The sequence below is a fragment of the Roseomonas genomospecies 6 genome, assembly GCF_008365375.1.
Lineage (GTDB): Bacteria > Pseudomonadota > Alphaproteobacteria > Azospirillales > Azospirillaceae > Azospirillum.
In genome coordinates this window covers 88,303-105,184 of sequence record NZ_QOKW01000023.1, presented here as the reverse complement: position 1 = coordinate 105,184, position 16,882 = coordinate 88,303, and the positions used below count along the sequence as shown (strand labels likewise).

Below are 16,882 nucleotides of genomic sequence, written 5' to 3'. Positions count from 1 at the left end.
GGTCACGAACCTCTCGGAAAATTTCCATGAGAGAGAGCATCGCGCGTCTCCTGAAGAAAAAGGCCAAAGCGACCGCTTCCTTCAGGTCAACAGACGCAACCTGCTTTACTCAGATGCGATAGCCCTGCCTGCGTCAGCGGGGGAGGGAAGGGGCCCGCGGCGAAGCCGTGGGAAGGGTGGGGGCTTCGTCGAGTGCCTACCGCCGCCGCCCCATCATCCAGGCCAGCGCGGTGGCGGCGCTCGCCTGCTGCGGCGCGCCGTCCGCGCCCTCATCCGGCTTCAAACGCCCGGTCGCGGCCATGGCGATGAGCATCGCCGGATGAACCGCCGGGTGATGCCCCGCCGAATCGCTCTCCCCACGCGCGGTGGCGTGGTCGCTGGCCAGCGCCTCGTTGATGTGCGCGAAGGCCTCGATGTCCTTGATGTGCAACATGTCCGTTCCGCCCTCCGCGCCAAGTTCGTTGTGCGTCGCAGCAAAAGGCAAGTTAGCAGCTTCCGCCAGTCGAATCCGCCGTCATGCCGCGGCGGACTGTCGCACCGTATTCGCATCGCCCGGTGCCGGCTCCCGAACCGACAGCATAATACCAAAACCGATCACGAAGAAAGCCACAACGCTCGCCATGCCCGCCCGCTGGCTGTCGAACAGGTGGGTGGCGAGGCCGAAGGCCAGCGGTCCGACGAAGCCGGCCATGCGCCCGGTCAGGCTGTAGAGCCCGAACATCTCCCCGGCCATGCCCGGTGGGGCCAGCCGCGCCATCATCGACCGCCCCGCCGCCTGCGCCGGCCCGAAGAAGGCGCCGAGCCCCAGCGCCAGCACCCAGAACCACAGCTTGTCGGTCGCCAGAAGCAGCGGCACGCCGAAGGCGGTCAGTCCGATCAGGCTGATGAGGATGGTCGGCTTGGCCCCCGCCCGGTCATCCACCCAGGCGAAACCGATGGCCCCGACGCCCGCCACCACGTTCAGCGCGATGGCGAAGATCAGGATCTCCTCGAAGCTCATGCCGAAGGCATGGGCGGCGAAGATGCCGCCGAAGGCCGTGATGGTGTTGATGCCGTCGCGGTAGATCGCGCTGGCGATCAGGAAGCGCAGCGTGTTGCGGTGCTTGCGCGTCTCCGCCAGCGTCCGGCGCAGCGTCGCCAGGCCCTCCCGCGCGGCCTGCCGGATGCCCAGCCCGGTCGCCGGCACGTCGGGCACGAACAGGAAGAAGGGCAGGGCGAACAGCCCATACCAGGCGGCGGCCAGCAGGGCCGTGGCGCGGACCGGCGCCTGCTCCCCCGTGTCCAGAAGGCCGAACAGCGGGGTGGGGGACTGCACGAAGACGAACAGCGCGACCACCAGACAGGCCAGCCCCCCGAAATAGCCGACCCCCCAACCCCAGCCGGAAATCCGCCCCAGCATCCGCGGCGGCGCCAGCGCGGTCAGGCTGGCGTTGTAGAAGACGTTCGCCAGTTCGAAGGCGACGGTGCCGATGACCACGCAAACCAGGGCGAACAGCGCGTGGGACGGATCGGGCTTCACCCACCACAGGGCGGCGCAGAACAGCACGGTCAGGCCGGTGAACAGAGCCATCCAGGGCTTGCGGCGCCCCGTCCGGTCGGCGACGGCGCCCAGCACGGGGCTGAGCAGGGCGATCAGCAGCCCGGCGACGGTCAGCGCGGCGCTCCAGCGCGAGGCCCCTGCCACCTCGTCCCCGACCACGCCGCGGGCGAAATAGACGGAGAAGATGAAGGTCGTGACGATGGTGTTGTACGACGAGTTCGCCCAGTCGTAGAGGCACCAGGACGCGACGGCGCGCCGGCTGGGCGTGTCGTTGGCGGGGGGCATCGGTCGGATTATTCGGCGGTTGGCGGGATCGCGTCGGGGCGGGCCGGGGTCAGGTCGGCCGGGGTCAGGTCGATGGTGGTCCGCCGTTCATCCAGCCTTTGGCCGACCCGGGCATGCAATTGCATCATCTGCGCCTGGATCGCCTCGATTTCCGCCTTTTGCCGTTCGAGGTCCGACAGGTTGGGTTCCGGAAGGGCAACGGCGGTGTTGGGAGGGGCGGAATTCTCTTCGGTGCTCATGAGGCATCTCCAGGCCGGCGCCGATCACCTTACCCCAGGAAGGAGGGGAAACCAACGCCATCGCCCTTCCACTGGTATGGCGCACCTCGACCAGGACGAGGCATTTCCGACACATATGAAGGGAGGCCCGGGCATTTCTGCCCGGGAAGACGACGGGTCGATGGCGGTGGGGTGGTTGGGTTCATCGGCGCTTCAATGAGGCCCGGGCATTTCTGCCCGGGAAGACGCCGCAGATCGTCAACAGCCCGGCCGACTGCGTCAGCAGGCTTCAATGAGGCCCGGGCATTTCTGCCCGGGAAGACAAGGTGCTGTCGCTGGAATTCACCTCGATCTGGGTGCTTCAATGAGGCCCGGGCATTTCTGCCCGGGAAGACTCCGGGTGGAGTCCTGGCAGGGCGTCCGACGCGATGCTTCAATGAGGCCCGGGCATTTCTGCCCGGGAAGACAGGCCGCGTGGTTCGCCAAGCAGTTCGCCGCGGACATGAAGCTTCAATGAGGCCCGGGCATTTCTGCCCGGGAAGACGAGCTGATCAGGGAAGCGATGGATTCACCCGGAGAGGGTGTGCTTCAATGAGGCCCGGGCATTTCTGCCCGGGAAGACCGACTTTCCGGAGCCGCAGGAAGTTGGGGAGACGGCGGCTTCAATGAGGCCCGGGCATTTCTGCCCGGGAAGACACTCGCGCCGACCATGCAGGCGGAGGGCATCCCAACCGCGCTTCAATGAGGCCCGGGCATTTCTGCCCGGGAAGACACGCGGCTGTGCTGCCGCCGGGTCGGTCGCGAAATGCGAGCTTCAATGAGGCCCGGGCATTTCTGCCCGGGAAGACTCGTCCACGGCGTCCTTGGCTCCCTGGACGGCCTCAGGCTTCAATGAGGCCCGGGCATTTCTGCCCGGGAAGACCAGCTTAACCCCCGGAAGGGGAAGAAGGGTTGTGGACTCTTGCTTCAATGAGGCCCGGGCATTTCTGCCCGGGAAGACGCGTATACCGTTATCGACCGGATAGTGCTGGTTCCGCTTCAATGAGGCCCGGGCATTTCTGCCCGGGAAGACGGGGGAACCGTTCGGGACCTACCAAATTGGTAACGCCGCTTCAATGAGGCCCGGGCATTTCTGCCCGGGAAGACGATTTCGCCGTGGACCCGACCACCTACGAGAACGGCAAGCTTCAATGAGGCCCGGGCATTTCTGCCCGGGAAGACCTGGAAACGCTACGTGCAGAAGAAGGCGCAGGGGCTATGAGGCTTCAATGAGGCCCGGGCATTTCTGCCCGGGAAGACGGCGGTGATCGTCTCCAGCCCAAGTTCCCTGCTCAAGCTTCAATGAGGCCCGGGCATTTCTGCCCGGGAAGACCCGGCCGCTCCGACCGCAAGGCGCTGTCGAAAACCGCTTCAATGAGGCCCGGGCATTTCTGCCCGGGAAGACCCTATTACGCGCCGACTGGAAAACGGGAGACTGACATGAGCTTCAATGAGGCCCGGGCATTTCTGCCCGGGAAGACAGGGTAGCTTCTACCCTTTTGAACAACCAGGAAAAACAGCGACGGATTCGAGCGGTCCGTGATTCTGCGCGGATTGGCGTTCCAACCGTACCGGTTCCGTTCTTCACGATGTCCAAGAACCCAGCGATATCAACGGTTTCCATCTTGCGAGCGGGTCCCGGCTTTTCGCATGCACCGGACCGCTCGCAACGATGGCGGCAGTGGAGGGATCATAGCATCCGTGGGGCGGGTTGTCTTTCCTTGACCCCTCTCAACCGCCGATGCCGAACGAAATCTGGTTGTTGTCGTAGCGGGCGACGATGGTCAGGCGGTCGCCGGGGCGCACGCGGATCGGCGTGTCCAGATAGGTCATCGCCTGCTTCCAGTGGTTCGTCCGCGCCCGGCTTTCGGAACGGTAGGTGACCTCCTCGTCCATATACAGGTCGAACCAGAAGGCCACGCCGTGGCAGGTGCCCTCCGCCGTGATTTCCACGGCGATCTCGCGCGTGCCCTCCTCGGGCATGTTGCGGGTGAAGTCGAAATCCAGCGCGGTGAAGGGGGCCGACAGCGGCGTGTGGGGGTCGGCGCCCAGGTCGATCTGCTGATAGCCGGGAGAGCGGAACACGTCGAACGTCGACATGTCGAAGCCGCCGACGGTCTTCACCGGGTTGATGCGGGCCAGCTCCGGAGTCTCCACCAGCATGGCGTAGACGGTGGAGGCGCGCGGGATGATCGCGCCGCCGGGCTTCACCAGATGGGTGCGCGCGTGCTGAAGAACCGACAGCATGCGCGGCGCCAGCATGCCGATGTTGATGAGTTCCGACACGAAGACGTCGGCCTTCTCCGGCAGGTCGCCGCCCTCGCCGACCGACAGGCGGGTGGACAGCTTTGGCACCACGTCGATGCGGTCGGCGTAGCCGTTGTTGGCGACGGTTTCCCGGGCGACGCGGGCCAGGATCGGGTTCACCTCGCAGGTCACCACCTTCCGCGCACCGGCGCGGGCCGCCATCATGGCGACGATGCCCGATCCGGTGCCGATCTCCAGAACCAGCGAGTCCGGAGTCACCGCGCGCTTCAGCGCCGCCTCGTAGGCGTCGTTGCGCTCGACATCGTTAATCATGGGCAGATGCCAACCGGGCACCGCGTTGGAATAGATCAGCCGGCGGGTGAACTGGACCAGCGGATGGTCGGGTGCGATGGCGCGGGCGGCCTCGATGGCTTCCACCGCCTCGTTGGCGCGGTCGAGGCTCTGCAGCGTGTGGGCCAGACCGACATGGGCGGGGACGAAGCGGGGCGCCGCCGCGATCACCACGCGGAACGCCTCCTCCGCCTCCTCCAGCGCGCCGCGCGTGCTCAGCGCCTCGGCGAGGTTGTAGCGGGCCTCCAGATACTCCGGCGCCAATTCCAGCGCGGCGCGGAAGGCGGCCTCCGCCTCGTCCAGCCGGCCCAACTCGCGCAGCGTGGTGCCGCGGAAATTGTGCATCTCCGGCGCGTCGCCGCGCAGGGCCAGCGCGGCGCGGAAAGCGGCCTCGGCCTCCTCCAACCGGGCCAGCGCCTTCAGCGCGTTGCCCAGATTGCCGTGAAGCTCCGGCAGGCGGTCGTTGAGGGCGATGCCGGCGCGGAACGCCTCCTCCGCCTCCGCCGCGCGGCCGAGCTGGAAGAGCAGGCTGCCACGGCTGTTGTGAAAGGACGGGTCCCTGCCGTCCTCCGCGATGGCGCGGACGAAGAGGTCCAGCGCATCGTCGGGATGGCCGGTGTGGGCGGCGACGACCCCCAGCAGGTGCAGAACCTGAGCGTTGTGCGGGTCCGCCGCCAGCATCGCCCGGCAGGCCGCCTCCGCCCCGCCCAGATCGTTCGCCCGCAGCAGGCGGATGGCGTCGTGCAGGGTCGGCTGCTGGGTGTCGGTCATCGCGGAGGCTCCGGGTCGGCGGGAAATCCTTGGAATTGCCGCACCATAGCCGGAAAACGGGCCGAACGCATGGGAAACCCTCTTCCGGACCCGCCCGAAGGGGGCCGGAAGAGGGCTTCAGGCTCCTGAACCCGCCCCTTACCCCGCCGTCAGGCCGCGGAGCTGCCGGTTCGCCACCGCCAGCATCGACAGATCGACGTTGGGCTGGGTGCGAAGCTCGGACAGGAGCTGCTCCACCCGTTCCACCACCGGACGGCGGTGGGCGATCCAGGCGTCCACGGGGGCCTCCGCGGGCAACTGGTCCACCGCCTCCAGCACGCGGGTGGTCAGCGCGGTCTGGTGGGCGAACAGGTCGTCCACCAGGGCGGTGATCGCCTGCTTCTGCCAGTGGTTCTCCGCCTTCGCCGTCGCGGCCTTGTCGCGCAGCCATTCCAGGCCGAAGCGGCGGCCCAGCATGAAGTACACGGCGGCGACGTCCGCCACGTCCCGACCGGTGCGCCCGGCGATGCGGACGAGGTCGGGGGCGGCGGCCAGCACCGGCAGCGCCGCCATGCGGCGGGCCAGATCGGCGGGAACGCCCTGCTCCTGGTAGGAGGCGACGCGGGCGGTCAGGCGGGCCGTCTCCTCGGCGTCCAGCACCTTGTCCAGCCCGGCCAGAAGCGCTTCGATGCCGGGGCGGAAGGCGTCGGTCTCGCGGGCGATGTCCAGCGGCTGCTGGCAGCTCGCCAGGAACCAGGCGGCGGCGCGCTCCATCAGGCGCACCGTCTCCAGGATCATGGCGGTCTGGAGCGAGGCCGGGACAATGGTGTCCAGATCCTCGATCCCCGTCCACAGCGACCGCAGGCCGAAGGCGTCGCGCACGATGGCGTAGGCGCGGGCGACGTCCGCCGGCCCCATGCCGGTCTTCTCCATCATCTCCTTGACGAAGGTCGGGCCGGTGCGGTTGACGAGGCTGTTGGTGACGCTGGTCGCGACGATCTCCCGCCGCAGCCGGTGCCGCCCCACCGCCTCCGCGTGGGTCTTGCGCAGCGGCTTGGGGAAGTAGCGGGTGAGGTCGTCGGCCATGAAGGGATCGTCCGGCAGGTCCGACGCCAGAAGATCGTCGTACAGCGTGATCTTGGCGTAGGCCAGCAGCACCGCCAGCTCGGGCCGGGTCAGCCCCTCGCGGTCGGCCATGCGGGCGGACAGTTCCTCCTCGTCGGGCAGATACTCGATGGCGCGGTTCAGCCGGCCCGCCTTCTCCAGCGAGCGGATCAGCCGCGCCTGCGCCTCCAGAGCGTCCGGACCCAGGGCGCGGGCGACGGTCAGGGCCTGACCCTGCAGATAGTTGTCGGCCAGCACCAGCCCGGCCACCTCGTCCGTCATGGCGGACAGCAACTGGTCGCGCTGCTTCAGCGTCATGTCGCCGCGCGCCACCACGTCGTTCAGCAGGATCTTGATGTTCACCTCATGGTCGGAGGTGTCCACGCCCGCCGAATTGTCGATGGCGTCGGTGTTCAACCGCACCCCGTGCTGTGCCGCCTCGATGCGGCCGCGCTGGGTGACGCCCAGGTTGGCGCCCTCGCCGATCACCTTGGCCCGCACGTCGCGCCCGTCGATGCGCAGCGCGTCGTTGGCCTTGTCGCCGACCTCCGCGTTGGTCTCCTCCGATGCCTTCAGGTAGGTGCCGATGCCGCCGAACCACAGCAGGTCCACCTCCGCCTTCAGCAGGGTCTGCATCAACTCCTGCGGGGTGACGTGGTCCTTCGCGATGGCGAAGCGCTGGCGGATTTCCGGCGTCAGTTCCAGCGACTTGGCGGAACGGTCGAAGATGCGCCCGCCCGCCGACAGCAGCGAGGCGTCGTAATCCGCCCAGGAGGAGCGGGGCAGGTCGAACAGGCGCCGTCGCTCCTCCCAGCTCCGCGCGGCGTCCGGGTCGGGATCGACGAAGATGTGCCGGTGGTCGAAGGCGGCGAGCAGGCGGATGTGCTTCGACAGCAGCATCCCGTTGCCGAACACGTCGCCCGACATGTCGCCGACGCCGACGACGGTGAAGTCCTGCGTCTGGGTGTCGTGCCCCAGTTCGCGGAAATGGCGCTTCACCGATTCCCAGGCGCCGCGGGCGGTGATGCCCATCTTCTTGTGGTCGTAGCCGGCGGAGCCGCCCGACGCGAAGGCGTCGCCCAGCCAAAAGCCGTAGTCGATGGAGACGGAGTTGGCGATGTCGGAGAAGGTCGCCGTGCCCTTGTCGGCGGCGACCACCAGATAGGGATCGTCCCCATCATGCCGCACCACCTCCGGCGGCGGAACCACGGCCCCCTGGGCGTCCAGATTGTCGGTGACGTCCAGAAGGCCGCGCATCAGCGTCTTGTAGCACTCGATGCCCTCGGCCAGCGCCGCCTCGCGCCCGGCGGACGGGGGCGGCGGGCGCTTCACCACGAAGCCGCCCTTGGAGCCCACCGGCACGATGACGGTGTTCTTGACCATCTGGGCCTTCATCAGCCCCAGGATCTCCGTGCGGAAATCCTCACGCCGGTCGGACCAGCGGATGCCGCCGCGCGCCACCTTGCCGCCGCGCAGATGCACGCCCTCCATCCGCGGGCTGTAGACGAACACCTCGACCATCGGGCGGGGGAGGGGCAGGTCGTCGATGTGCCGGCTGTCGATCTTGAAGGAGATGTAGGTCTTGGGCCGCCCGTCCACCCCGTTCTGATAGGCGTTGGTGCGCAGCGTGTTGCACATCAGGTTCAGGAAGCGCCGCAGGATGCGGTCCTCGTCCAGGTTCCTCACCCCGTCCAGCGCGCGCTCGATCTCCGCCGCGAGGCCGGGATCGTTCTGCGGGCGCCGGGCCGGGTCGAAGCGGCTGTGGAACAGGGCGGTCAGCTTGCGGGCGATGGCCGGATGGCCGGCCAGCGTGCTTTCCACCACGTCCTGCCCATAGGGGATGCGGGCCTGGCGCAGATACTTGGCGTAGGCGCGCAGCACCGTCACCTCCCGCGCGGTCAGGCCGGCGCGGAGCACGAGGCGGTTGAAGCCGTCATCCTCCATCCGCCCGTCCCAGACGGCGGCGAAGGCGTCCTGGAACTTCTCCTTCACCATGGCGCAGTCGATGGGCAGGCCGTTCTGGGAGCGCGCGGTGAAGTCGTGAATCCACACCGGAGCGGCGTGGCCGGCGACGGCGATCTCGAAGGGCGATTCGGTGATCACCTTCAGGTCCATGTGCTCCAGCATGGGCAGCACGTCGGACAGCGGCACCGGGTGGCCTTCGTGGTAGATCTTGACGTGTAGCTCGTCCCCTTCGGCCTCCAGCGGGCGGTAGAGGTTGATGCCCAGCGTGCCCTGGGCCATCGTCTTCTCGATGCGGTCGATGTCGAAGACGGCGGCCTCCGCGTTGAACTGCTCGCGGTAGGCGGTGGGGAAGGCGTCGGCGTAGCGGCGGAACAGCGCGCGTCCCTGCTCCTCGCCATGGGCGTCCACCAGCGCGTCGCGCAGATGGTCGTCCCAGCCGCGCGACGCCTGGACCAGCCGCGCCTCCAGTTCGGTGGGGTCCACGGCGGGCACGCGGCCCGGCTCCGTCCTTATGATGAAATGCAGGCGGGCCAGCACGCTTTCGGTCAACTGCGTGGTGAAGCCGGAGCAGGTGCCGTCGTAGGCGGCCTCCAGGATGGATTGGATTCGCCGCCGCAGCGTGGTGTCGTAGCGGTCGCGCGGCACGTAGACGAGGCAGGACGCGAAGCGCTCGAACGGGTCCTTGCGCACGAACAGGGCCAGCCGCTGCCGTTCCTGCAGGTGCAGGATGCCGACCGCGATGTCCAGCAGCTCCGGCACCTGGATCTGGAACAGCTCGTCGCGCGGGTAGGTCTCCAGGATGTGCAGAAGCGCCTTGCCGTCATGGCCCTGCGGGTCGAAGCCGGCCAGATCCATCACCTCCGCGACCTTGCGGCGGAGATAGGGGATCTCGCGCGGGCTGCGGTTGTAGGCGACCGAGGTGAAGAGGCCCGCCACCAGCCGCTCGCCGACGATCCGCCCCTCCGCGTCGAAGCGCTTGATGAGGATGGCGTCCATCGGGACGGAGCGGTGGACGGGGGAGGGGCGGTTGCCCTTGGTCACCATCAGGACACGCGGGTTGCGCAGGAAGTCGCGCACGTCCGGCGGCAGGGTGGCGTAGTTGCGCAGCCCGTCGAAGACGGTGACCGAGTCGTCGCGCAGGATGCCCAGCCCGCTGCCGGCGACCAGCCCCAGCGAGGAGTCCGCCCCGTCGGCGCCGCTCTCGAACCGGTATTCGCGGTAGCCGAGGAAGGTGAAATGGTCGTCGTCGGCCCAGGCGAGGAAGGCCTTGGCCTCGTCCACCTCGTCGTCCGGGATCAGGGCCGGGACGGCGGCGCGGGCGGCGTCGGCCTCCGCGATGGCGGCGCGCACCTGCCGGCGCATGGCGCGCCAGTCGGCCACGGCGGCGCGCACGTCGGCCAGCACGCGCTCCAGCCCTTCGCGGGCCTGGTCCAGCGCGGCGGCGCCGGTGACCGCGCCGACCTCCACATGCATGAAGGATTCGGGCGCGGCGTCGGTGGGGGCCGCCGCGGATTCGTACAGCTCCACGAGCTGGCCGTCCGCGTCGCGCCTCACCCGGACCACGGGGTGGATGACCAGATGGACGGTCAGCCCCTGGCGGTTCAGCTCCGCCGTCACCGAGTCGACCAGGAACGGCATGTCGTCGTTGACGATCTCCACCACCGTGCGGTGGGATTGCCAGCCATGCTCCTCGACGCGGGGGTTGTAGACCCGGACCTTGGCCCGCTCCGGCGCCTCGCGCTGCTGGCCCCATTGCCACATGGCGAGCGAAGCGCCGTAGAGCTGCTCCGCCGGAGCCTGGATGATGTCGTCGGGCGGGACGTTGTCGTAGAACTGCCGTACGAAGCGCTCCGCCGGGGCGGCGCGGCTGCGGCCCAGCCGCTCGCGAACCTGCCGCACGACCTCTTCGGTCAGCTCGTCCTTGAGCTGTTCGGCCCTGAGAGCCATCGCTCCAATCCTTCCCTGATTTTTTGCGGCGGTTTGCCGCCTTTGTAGGCAGAGGGTAGCCGATTTGCCGCCGCAGGCAACAGGCGTAGGGGCGTAACCGGAAGAGGCGGTTATTACGGAGAAGCGCTTCGTGTCCAAATCGATGAAAGTTGAATGAATCGGGAAGTGGGCGTATTTTTTGTGCAAGCGCGTCCCTTGCGCGCAACCAGCGAGACGGTCATGCCCAACGACGACGCCCGCCCACCGGAGGCCAACCCGGTTCCGCCCGAAAAGGCCCGCCTGAACGTTCTCGTGGTCGATCCCGACCCCACGCTGGCGGAGCTGACCCGCGCCGCGCTCGGCGGTTTCGTGCTGGACGGGGCGCCGGTGTCGGTGCTGACCGCCGCGACCGCCGCCGAGGCGCGGGAGGCGCTGTACCGGAACCCCAACACCGCCGCCGTCCTGCTGGAACCGGTGCTGGACCCCGCGGACGACGGACCGCCGGCGGGGCTGGGCTTCATCGAGCACATCCGCAAGGATCTGGGGAACAGCCGCGTCCGCATCCTCGTCTGCACCGCCCATCCCGAGCGGGCGCCGGAAGAGGAGGTGGTGGAAGGCCACGACGTCAGCGACTACCGCCTGAAGGACGGGTTGACGGCGCGCACGCTGCGCACCGCGGTCGTCCCGCGGCTGCGCGCCTTCATCAACCTGCAGACCCAGGCGGCGGGACGCAAGGCGCTGGCCCGCATGCTGGTGGCGACCACCGGCCTTCTGGAGATGCGCACGCCCGACGTGCTGTTCCCCAACATCCTGCCGCGCGTGGTCGGCCTGCTGGGCATCGGGCGGCACGCCCTGCTGTGCATCCAGGGGGACACGCTGCCGCGCGACCGCCGCATCCGCGTGCGCGCCTCCACCGGGCGCTTCGCCAAATGGAAGGACGTGGACGTCGCCGATCTGGGCGAGCCCAACGTGACCGCCGCCCTGGAGCGGCTGAGCCCGAGCAGCGAGACCATCGTGGAGCCGGACTATTGCGCCCTGCGGCTGCGCGCCCATGGCGGGATCATCGGCATGATCTATGTCGAGGGCCACAACAACGACGGCACCGCGCGTGAATGGCAGTTGCTGGAGCTGTTCCGCAACAAATGCTCCATCGCCTTCGAGAACGCCCTGCTGTTCGAGGAACTGAACACCGCCCAGAAGGCGACCGTCCTCGCCATGGGGTCGCTCGCCGAATACAAGGACAACGCCGCCGCCGGCCATCTCCAGCGCATCGAGCGGCTGGTCGGCGACATCGCCCGCGAGCTGCGCGCCCAGGGCCGCTTCCTGGACGAGCTTGACGAAGAGCTGGTGGAGAAGGTCGGGCTGGCCTCCCTGCTGCACGACGTCGGCATGCTGAGCGTGTCGGACGAGACGCTGGGCATTCCGGGCGAGCTGGCGAACAACGACATGGCCGCCATCCAGCGCCACACGCTGATCGGTCACCGCATCCTCGCCGAGGCGGCGCTGCCCCTGCGCGGGCGCAGCCTGCTGTCCATCGCTGCGGAGATCGCGCGCTATCACCACGAACGCTACGACGGGTCGGGCTACGTGGAGGGGCTGCGCGGCGAGGCCATCCCGGTGTCGGCGCGGATCATGGCCGTGGCCGACGTGTTCGACGCCCTCATCACCGACCGCCAGTACCGCAAGGCGTGGGGCGTGGAGCACGCCATCGCCTGGATCGCCGAACGGGCGGGCAAGGACTTCGATCCGCTGGTGGTCGAGGCGTTCCTGATCGTGGTCCGCCGCATCCAGGCGACCGAGCCGGACTGGTTCCCCCAGCCGGAGGGCGGCAACCAGGGTCTGCTGGTGGCGGCCATCGGCCGCAAGCTGCGCGCCCTGTTCGGCAACCGCGCCGAACCGATCAACTGATGCGGTTGAAATGCGATGGAGGGGTAATTATCATACATTCGCATCCTGGTTGCGCTCATTATATTATAGTGTACGAAAAATCGTGTTACTATGAATTGTGCAACCGGCACCGCGGCGGCGCTCCGCGGCGGTGATCGTGCGGCAGCATTTGGCGGAGCCGACCATGAAAGCCAGTACATTCTTCTCCACCCTTGTGACCTCCTGCGCCCTGATGCTGGGGGCGGCCGCGGCCCAGGCCGCCTATCCCGAGAAGCCGATCACGATGGTCGTCGCCTACGGGGCCGGCGGATCGACCGACGTGACCGCCCGCATGCTGGCTCCCTTCATCGAGAAGTATCTGGGTGACGGCGCCCGGATCGTGGTGATGAACCGGGGCGGCGCCGGTGGCGAGATCGGCTTCGCGGCCATCGCCGACGCCACGCCGGACGGCTACACCATCGGCTTCATCAACACGCCCAACGTCGTCACCATCCCGATCGAGCGCAACGCCCGCTTCTCGCTCGACCGGCTGGACCCGCTGGTCAACATCGTGGACGACCCGGGCATCATGACCGTCCACGGCGACAGCCCCTACAAGACGCTGGAGGACCTGGTCGCGCAGGCCAAGGCCAACCCGAACACCATCACGCTGGGCTCGACCGGCGTCGGTTCGGACGACCATCTGGGCATGCTGCTGCTGCAGCGGCAGGCCGGCGTCCGCCTGACCCATGTGCCGTTTCCGGGCAGCGCCGAGAACTACCGTTCGATGCTGGGCCGCCACACCCAGGTCTGCGGCCAGAATCTGGGCGAGGGGCTGCGCGGGAAGGCCGGCGGCGACAACATCCGCATCCTCGGCGTGATGAGCACGCAGCGCTGGGACATGGCGCCCGATCTGCCGACCTTCAAGGAATTGGGCTACAACATCACCATGGCGTCGCTGCGCGGCATCGGCGCGCCGAAGGGCCTGCCCGCCGACGTCCGCGCCAAGCTGGTGGAGGCCGTGACAAAGGCCGCCAACGATCCGGAATTCCAGAGCAAGGCCCGCGACACCTTCCAGCCCCTGCGCATCCTCAACTCGGAGGCCTTCGCGGCGGAGCTGAAGGAACTGGACGGCGATTTCCGCAACCTGTGGCGCGAATTCCCCTGGCTGAAGTGATGCTTGCGATCCAGTCAGCCGGATAAGAGACGCCGGATAAGAAAAGGCCCCTCTCCCGATGGAAGAGGGGCCTTTTTTGTGCGGGGGCTGGAGGACGCCGCGGCGTCCCGCCCCATCAAGCCGCGGTGATGCGGCTGATGAAGGCTTCGATCTCGTTGTCGAGCTTGTTGAAGCTGCGCGACAGCTCCTCCGTCGTGGTCTGGACGGTGCCGGCGGAATGGCCGGTGGTCTCCGCCGCCTGCTGCACCAGCCGCATTTCCTGAAGCACGGCCACGGTGTCGGTGGCGGCGCGCTGGGAGCGCTCGCTGATGTCGCGGGTGGCGGCGTCCTGCTCCTCCACCGCCGCGGCGACGGTGCTGAGCGACTCGTCCACCTGCCGGATGGTGTTGACGATGGCGCGGATGGCGTTGACCGCCGCGGTGGTCGCCGCCTGAACCGCCGCGATTTCCGAGCCGATCTCGTCGGTGGCCTTGGCGGTCTGGTTGGCGAGGCTCTTGACCTCCTGCGCCACGACGGCGAAGCCCTTGCCCGCCTCGCCGGCGCGGGCCGCCTCGATGGTGGCGTTCAGGGCGAGCAGGTTGGTCTGGCCGGCGATGTTGTTGATGAGGCCGACCACCTCCTCGATCTTCCGGCTGGCCTCGCTGAGGCCCTGGACGATCGAGTCGGTCCGCCCCGCCTCGTCCACGGCGCCGCGGGCGAGCTGGGTGGACTGGGTGATGGACCGGGTGATCTCGTCGATGGAGGCGCGGAGCTGCTCGGCGCCGGCGGCCACGCTTTCCACCTCGCTCGTCGCCTCCTGCACCGCGTGGGCGACCGAGTCGCTGTGGTGGCTGGTCTGGCGGGCGTTCTCCAGCATGACGTTGGCTTCGCCGCGCATGGAGTTGGCGGACCGCACCACCTCGCCCATCACCGCCTTGACCGACGCCTCCAGGTCGTTGGCGAGGCTGTTCATGGTCCGGCGCTGCTCCTCCGTGGCGCGGGCGCGCATGGCGTCCTGCTCGCGCGAGAGTTCCTGGACGCGCAGCGCGTTCTCCTTGAACACGCGGACGGTGCGGGCCATCTGGCCGATCTCGTCGCCGCGGTCGGCGGCGGGAACCTCGTCCTCCAGCCGGCCCTGGGCCAGCCGTTCCATCACCGTGGTCAGCCGGACGACCGGGCGGGCGATGTTGAAGCCGATGAACAGCGCCACGCCCACCGTGATGAGCAGGGCCACGATCGCGGAGGCGATGAAGGCCTGGGTGGTCGCATCGACGGACGTGTTCACGGTGGCGTAGGCGTCGGCCGACTGCTGGCGCTGGTAGGTCAGGTAATCGCGGGAGGTGCCGTGCAGGCGCCCGTAGGCCGCCTGGACCTCCTGCAGGAAGTCGAGCGGATCGACGCCCATCTTCAGCAGGTCGAGGAAGCTGGTCACCTTCGCCTGATAGGCGGCGGTGTCGGACCCGAAGCGCTGGAGGATCTGCCCCTCGTCCTCGGTCGCGGCCGACTGGCCCTTCATCTTGTCCGCCTGGACCTTCAGCCTGGAGAGCTGGTCGGTCACGGCCTTCGCTTCCTCCTCCACCGCCTTGGGGGATGCGTTGGCGGTGCTGAGGATCACGGTCCGGTAGAGGCCGGCGTGCGCGACGGTCAGGGTGTCGGTCAACGCCTGGACATCCGCTTCCCGCGTGAAGGAGCGGTTGAACAGCGTGTCCAGCAGGCGTGACTGTTCCGTGATGGCGGAGCCGCCGAGCAACGCGATGGCAAGCATGCCCAGAATCGCTGTCGCCGCCGGGATTCCCATTTTCGTGGGAATGTGGAGGTGATTGAGGAAAGTCATGGAGCACCTGCTTCAACCATTGGCCGGTCCGTTGGCGCCGGATGGTCAGGAAAGCTTGAACCGCACCCGCCGCAGGCCGGGTTGCCGGCGGCGGGCGGTTTCAGGAACGGGGCGGACCCGGGCGGGTGACCCATTCGGATCGCTTCAGCCCGGATCGCTTCAGCCCCGGATCACTTCAGCCAGGGCGACGACTGCCACAGCGACTTCAGCTCGCCGTCGAGCTGCTTCAGCTCCGCCGCGAAGGCGTCGGGGCCCAGGACGCGCAGCGGCTGGAAGGTCTCCTTGGCCTCGGCCTTCGCCACGAACTCCGGATCGGTCGCCGCCTTGGTGAGGGCCTCCACCAGCTTGGCGCGGATGTCGGCGGGCAGGCCCTTCGGCGCGCAGACGCCGCGCAGCGACGCCATCAGCACCGCATAGCCCTGCTCGGCGAAGGTCGGGATGTCCGGGGCGGCCTTCCAGCGCTCCTTGCTCATCACGCCCAGCACGCGGATCTGGTCGGCGGCCTGGCCGCGCAGCCCTTCGCCCAGGTTCTGGCCGCTGATCTGGATCTTCTTGGCGAGCATCGCCTTGTGGTTGGCGGCGGAGCCGGAGAAGGGCACATGGGTGAACTGCACGCCCGCCTGGCGCTGCACCAGCAGCATGGCGAGCTGGTCGTCCGAGCCCACGCCGGTGGTGCCGACCGTGACCGTGTTCGGGTTGGCCTTCGCGTGCTCCACGACGTCCTTCAGGGTCTTGAAGGTGCTGTCGCCGGGAACGCTCCACACGCCCGGATCGTCCACGACGTTGACCAGCGGGTCCAGCCGGTCCGCCGAGAAGCGGGCCTGACGCTCGATCGGGATCGACACCATGTTCGGCGTGTTGCAGAAGCCGATGGAGTAGCCGTCCGGCGCGGAGTCGGCGATGGCCGCGAAGCCGATCTCGCCGCCGGCGCCCGGCTTGTTCACCACCTCGATGCGGGTACCGCCCAGGTGCCTCTCGATGAAGGGAGCCAGCAGGCGCGCGGTCACGTCGGTCGACCCGCCGGCGTCGTAGGCGACGACCATGGTGATCGGTTTCTCGGGATAGGCGGCCTGCGCCGTCGACAGAGCGGTCGTCGACATGGCCAGCGCCAGGGTCCCGGTGGCCAGCGCCAGGAACTTGCTGCGAGTGATCATCTGGATGCCCTTCTTTCCTGCGGAATTGCGGACGACCCCTTCACCGCGGGTGCGGCGGGGTCCCGGGAGCTGCCGCCCGTTCCCACGGGGGAACAGGCTGGGACTCCTTTTCTGAAATTCTCGTAAAGATGGGTCGCTTTGGATTTTATCAGCATTGGGCTTCGCCGGCGGAAAACGCCATGAAGCCCTCTCGTTTCCTTCGAACCCGAGGGTGCATACTTCAGTATGTCTGCTTTTGTGGCTGTCGGGCCCCTTCGTCGGCGCGGCGGTGGGTGCCGGCCATCTTTCCCGGAAAAAGGAGAGTGTCATAGACTCAACGCTGTTCATTCGACCCATCGAAGCGAGATGAGCGCTTCAAAGTGGAAGATACCCCTTAATTTTTCGTGCATCAATCGTGCTGGGCGCAGGATATCGCGTTATTTAGGAACAATTTTCGCCGAATTGTTC

Annotated in this window: 9 protein-coding genes and 1 CRISPR repeat array; of the genes, 2 read left to right on the top strand and 7 right to left on the bottom strand. The window is 68.0% G+C overall.

Features of this window, described 5'->3' with window-relative positions; all coding sequences use genetic code 11:
- Nucleotides 1–196: 196 nt before the first annotated feature.
- The 5 genes from DS843_RS23525 to DS843_RS23505 all read right to left on the bottom strand — a co-directional run bounded on the left by DS843_RS23525 (nucleotide 197) and on the right by DS843_RS23505 (nucleotide 10,446).
- Nucleotides 197–433 carry a hypothetical protein gene (locus tag DS843_RS23525; protein WP_149471267.1) on the bottom strand — a complete coding sequence of 79 codons (237 nt, stop codon included), beginning with the start codon at nucleotides 431–433 and terminating at the stop codon, nucleotides 197–199.
- Nucleotides 434–514: 81 nt separating this feature from the next.
- Nucleotides 515–1,825, bottom strand: a complete 1,311-nt coding sequence (locus DS843_RS23520; protein WP_149471266.1) for an MFS transporter — start codon at nucleotides 1,823–1,825, stop codon at nucleotides 515–517.
- Between the two features lie 8 nt (nucleotides 1,826–1,833).
- On the bottom strand, nucleotides 1,834–2,064 hold the full coding sequence (locus DS843_RS23515) for a hypothetical protein (RefSeq protein WP_149471265.1): 231 nt from the start codon (nucleotides 2,062–2,064) through the stop codon (nucleotides 1,834–1,836).
- Between the two features lie 114 nt (nucleotides 2,065–2,178).
- A CRISPR array of direct repeats spans nucleotides 2,179–3,563; the repeat unit is 37 nt; unit sequence GCTTCAATGAGGCCCGGGCATTTCTGCCCGGGAAGAC.
- 250 nt (nucleotides 3,564–3,813) lie between these two features.
- Nucleotides 3,814–5,451, bottom strand: a complete 1,638-nt coding sequence (locus DS843_RS23510) for a tetratricopeptide repeat protein (RefSeq protein ID WP_149471264.1) — start codon at nucleotides 5,449–5,451, stop codon at nucleotides 3,814–3,816.
- A 138-nt stretch (nucleotides 5,452–5,589) separates the two neighbouring features.
- Nucleotides 5,590–10,446 carry an NAD-glutamate dehydrogenase gene (locus DS843_RS23505; protein WP_149471263.1) on the bottom strand — a complete coding sequence of 1,619 codons (4,857 nt, stop codon included), beginning with the start codon at nucleotides 10,444–10,446 and terminating at the stop codon, nucleotides 5,590–5,592.
- A gap of 219 nt (nucleotides 10,447–10,665) precedes the next feature.
- Here DS843_RS23505 and DS843_RS23500 point away from each other — a divergent pair, with 219 nt between their 5' ends.
- The gene (locus DS843_RS23500) at nucleotides 10,666–12,333 is read left to right on the top strand and encodes an HD domain-containing phosphohydrolase (protein WP_149471262.1); all 1,668 of its coding nucleotides are present in this window, start codon (nucleotides 10,666–10,668) and stop codon (nucleotides 12,331–12,333) included.
- Nucleotides 12,334–12,496: 163 nt separating this feature from the next.
- Complete coding sequence (locus tag DS843_RS23495) at nucleotides 12,497–13,468, top strand: tripartite tricarboxylate transporter substrate binding protein (protein ID WP_149471261.1); 972 nt, start codon at nucleotides 12,497–12,499, stop codon at nucleotides 13,466–13,468.
- A 115-nt stretch (nucleotides 13,469–13,583) separates the two neighbouring features.
- On the opposite strand, the gene DS843_RS23490 is transcribed toward DS843_RS23495, so the two are convergent.
- Both DS843_RS23490 and DS843_RS23485 read right to left on the bottom strand, forming a co-directional pair.
- Nucleotides 13,584–15,212 carry a methyl-accepting chemotaxis protein gene (locus tag DS843_RS23490; RefSeq protein WP_286192276.1) on the bottom strand — a complete coding sequence of 543 codons (1,629 nt, stop codon included), beginning with the start codon at nucleotides 15,210–15,212 and terminating at the stop codon, nucleotides 13,584–13,586.
- Nucleotides 15,213–15,451: 239 nt separating this feature from the next.
- A complete protein-coding gene (locus DS843_RS23485) occupies nucleotides 15,452–16,435 on the bottom strand; it encodes a Bug family tripartite tricarboxylate transporter substrate binding protein (RefSeq protein WP_149471259.1) in 984 nt (327 codons plus the stop codon).
- Between the last annotated feature and the right edge of the window lie 447 nt (nucleotides 16,436–16,882).